Origin of the sequence: Paenibacillus zanthoxyli JH29, from assembly GCF_000520715.1 — a bacterium.
GTDB classification, from domain to species: Bacteria; Bacillota; Bacilli; order Paenibacillales; family Paenibacillaceae; genus Paenibacillus_AQ; species Paenibacillus_AQ zanthoxyli.
Genome location: NZ_ASSD01000126.1, coordinates 1 through 3,260, shown reverse-complemented (window position 1 = coordinate 3,260; position 3,260 = coordinate 1). Strand labels below are relative to the sequence as shown.

The window sequence follows — 3,260 nt, the reverse complement described above, 5'->3', positions numbered from 1 at the left end:
TAGAGGAAGGAGTCTTCTCGGCTTTTTAGATAAAAAAATCATAGACTAGTTGCGTCTATGACTCTAACTCCATTTTAGGGCTGCTCCACTTCATCAATGGTCAGCTGGCGGGTATCGAGCTTATCAACCAATAGCTGCGTCTCTTCCTCCAGATTATCTCCGCTTTCGAGTGCGGCGGGCTCCGGCAGTTCCTTCAAGCTGGCGAGCCCAAAGGTCTCCAGAAAAGACTTCGTCGTTCCGTACAGGATTGGACGCCCCACAGCTTCCGCCCTGCCGACCTCTTGAATAAGGTCCTTATTGGTCAGCGTATGAATCGCCCGCTCGGATTTCACCCCGCGGATCTCCTCAATCTCCACCCGTGTAATCGGCTGCCTGTATGCAACGATAGACAGCGTCTCCAGTGCCGCCTGCGACAAAGACGCCCTTGAAGGCGAGTACGCCAGCCGCTCGAAATACGGCGCATGCTCCGGCAGCGTCGCGAGCCGGTAGTTGCCGGCAATCTGCACGACCTGAAGGCCGCGCCCCTGCGAGGCCAGTTCCTTGCGCAGCTCCTCCATCGCCTCTGCAACCAGTTCCGTCCGCTGCTCCGTTATCTCGGCAATTTGCCGGGCGGACAGCCCGTCCTCTCCGGCCAGAAACAGCAATCCCTCAATAATCGATTTCAGACTCTGGTAATCCATTGAAGTCTTCTGCTCCTCTCCATTCCATCACAATGTCATCAAACAAGTTCTCCTGATAGCACAGAATCGCTTTCATCTTCATCAGCTCCAGAATAGCCAGAAAGGTCGCAACGATTTCATGCCTCTCCATACTTTCATGCAGCAGCGACGAGAAACGCAGCCGTCCTCCCTTGCCGGTCCGGCGGAGCGCCTCCGATACATCGCGGATGCGGTCTTTGACCGAAATTTCATCTCTCGTAATCCGCGCATAGGAGGACCGTCTGGCTGCCTTGCCAAGCGCCTTGCGAAATGCGGCGATCAAATCGGCCGTATGAAGACCTTTCAGGGTGTTGTCGACCTGGGATGACACAAAGGGAGCCAAATCCTCCGGTTCCTTCGTAAAAATAAGGCTGCGTTCGCTCTCCATGTCCATCAGTTGGGTGGCAATGCTCTTGATTTTGCGATATTCGATAAGACGCTGAACCAGCTCCGCCCGCGGATCGAAATCGTCCTCCTCGTAATATTCGAATTCGTCGATCTCGATTAATGGCGGCTTGGGCAGCAGTATCTTGCTCTTAATCGACAGCAAAGTTGCGGCCATCACCAGGAACTCGCTTGTAATTTCCAGCTCAAGCTCCTGCATATTCCGCAAATATTCCATGTACTGCTCGGTGATCTCGCTGACCGGAATGTCCTGGATGTCGATTTCCGCTTTGTCGATCAAATGCAGCAATAAATCAAGCGGGCCCTCAAACGTCTCCAGCTTGTACAATACAGTCACGAGCCAACCTCCCGCAAAAAAGTAAAGTGCAGCGCCCGGGGTAAGGGCGCTACACAAGTCGAAAACTCTAAGATTTAGATTAGATCGCTTTCTTCCTTATACATATAAATAAGCACGTTTTGGACGGATTCGTCAATAGCGGCTTAACTGAATTTCCATTTCCTTAAGAAGAAACGCCTTCGCCGTCCTTTTAGGACGGCACCGTTTCTCGTAGAAATATAAGGCAAATGGATAAACCCTCAGCTTATAAATTCTTATATTTTTTAAATAAGGTTGGAGAGATTTGCCATCTCAATGGCGGACACTGCCGCATCCCAGCCCTTGTTGCCCGCTTTCGTACCGGCACGCTCGACGGCCTGCTCAATGTTCTCGGTCGTCAGCACGCCGAAGATTGTCGGAACGCCCGTCTTGAGATTAATGGCGGCCACTCCTTTGGATACCTCGTTGCACACGTAATCGTAATGGGTCGTGGAACCGCGGATTACAGTGCCCAGCGTAACCACTGCGTCGTATTTGCCGCTTTCGGCCATTTTTTGCGCAATCAGCGGAATTTCGAATACTCCCGGCACCCAGGCTACAGAGATTTCGTCATCCTTAACACCGTGACGCTTGAATGCGTCGAGCGCCCCGGACAGCAGCTTGCTTGTAATAAATTCATTGAAACGTCCCACTACAATCCCGTACTTCAAACCTTCCGAAACTAAATGTCCTTCAAAAATTTGCGGCATACTCATCAACAACCCTTCCATAATATTAGTCAGCTTATGTTAAAAATTTGCTTGCCTGAATTTGAATATCGGCATTACGCCTTGGAGCTTTCGTTCTGCTCAATATCGTCGAATTTCAACAGGTGTCCAAGTTTCGACTGCTTGGTATGCAAATAATTCGTATTGTCTTCGTTCTCCGGCATCTGGATCGGCACGCGCTCCACAACTTCAAGGCCGTAACCTTCCAGCCCTTTGATTTTGCGCGGGTTATTCGTCATCAGCTTGATCCGGCGAACGCCCAGATCTTTCAGAATCTGCGCGCCGATTCCGTAATCGCGCAAATCCGCCGGGAAACCAAGCTCCAGATTCGCATCAACCGTGTCGAGACCCTGTTCCTGAAGCTTATACGCGCGCAGCTTGTTGATCAGGCCGATGCCCCGGCCTTCCTGGCGCATGTAGAGCAGAACGCCTTTGCCTGCGGCTTCAATCTGGCGCAGCGCCGCTTCGAACTGCGGGCCGCAATCGCAGCGGTGGGAATGGAAGACATCGCCGGTAAGGCATTCCGAATGCACGCGGACCAGCAGCGGCTCGTCTCCGGAAATATCCCCCTTAACGAGAGCGACATGCTCTTTATCATCCACCTCGTTCGTATAGGCAATGGTCTGGAATTCGCCGAAATCGGTGGGCAGACGTACCGACACTTCACGGGTGACCAGCTTCTCCTTCTCATTGCGGTAATGAATCAGGTCTGCGATGCTGATAAGCTTCAAATCATGCTTCCTGGCGATTTCATGCAGATCGGGGAGACGGGCCATCGTGCCGTCTTCCTTAACGACTTCGCAAATCACCGCAGCGGGATAGGCGCCGCACATCCGGGCCAGATCGACGGCGGCTTCGGTATGGCCGCTTCGGCGCAGCACGCCGCCCTTTTTGGCGATCAGCGGGAACATGTGCCCAGGTCTGCGGAAATCTGCCGGGCCGGCTTTCGGGTCCATAATCGCCTTGGCGGTCAGCGACCGCTCATAGGCCGAGATGCCGGTCGTTGTATCCTTATGGTCGATCGATACAGTGAAGGCCGTCCCGTGAAAATCGGTGTTTTGGCTGACCATCGGC

Annotated in this window: 4 protein-coding genes; all 4 read right to left on the bottom strand. The window is 52.9% G+C overall.

What is annotated here, in order from left to right; translation table 11 throughout:
- Positions 1 to 74: 74 nt before the first annotated feature.
- Entirely contained in the window at positions 75 to 680 is a 606-nt protein-coding gene (gene scpB, locus L691_RS0105090) for an SMC-Scp complex subunit ScpB (RefSeq protein ID WP_025689180.1), read from the bottom strand.
- Positions 649 to 1,440 carry a segregation and condensation protein A gene (locus L691_RS0105085; RefSeq protein ID WP_025689179.1) on the bottom strand — a complete coding sequence of 264 codons (792 nt, stop codon included), beginning with the start codon at positions 1,438 to 1,440 and terminating at the stop codon, positions 649 to 651. The genes scpB and L691_RS0105085 overlap by 32 nt, the downstream gene beginning before the upstream one ends.
- Positions 1,441 to 1,703: 263 nt before the next feature.
- On the bottom strand, positions 1,704 to 2,168 hold the full coding sequence (gene ribH / locus L691_RS0105080; protein WP_025689178.1) for a 6,7-dimethyl-8-ribityllumazine synthase: 465 nt from the start codon (positions 2,166 to 2,168) through the stop codon (positions 1,704 to 1,706).
- 74 nt (positions 2,169 to 2,242) lie between these two features.
- Positions 2,243 to 3,260, bottom strand: a 1,018-nt coding sequence (gene ribA / locus L691_RS0105075; RefSeq protein WP_025689176.1) for a GTP cyclohydrolase II, incomplete at its 5' end; no start/stop codon positions are given.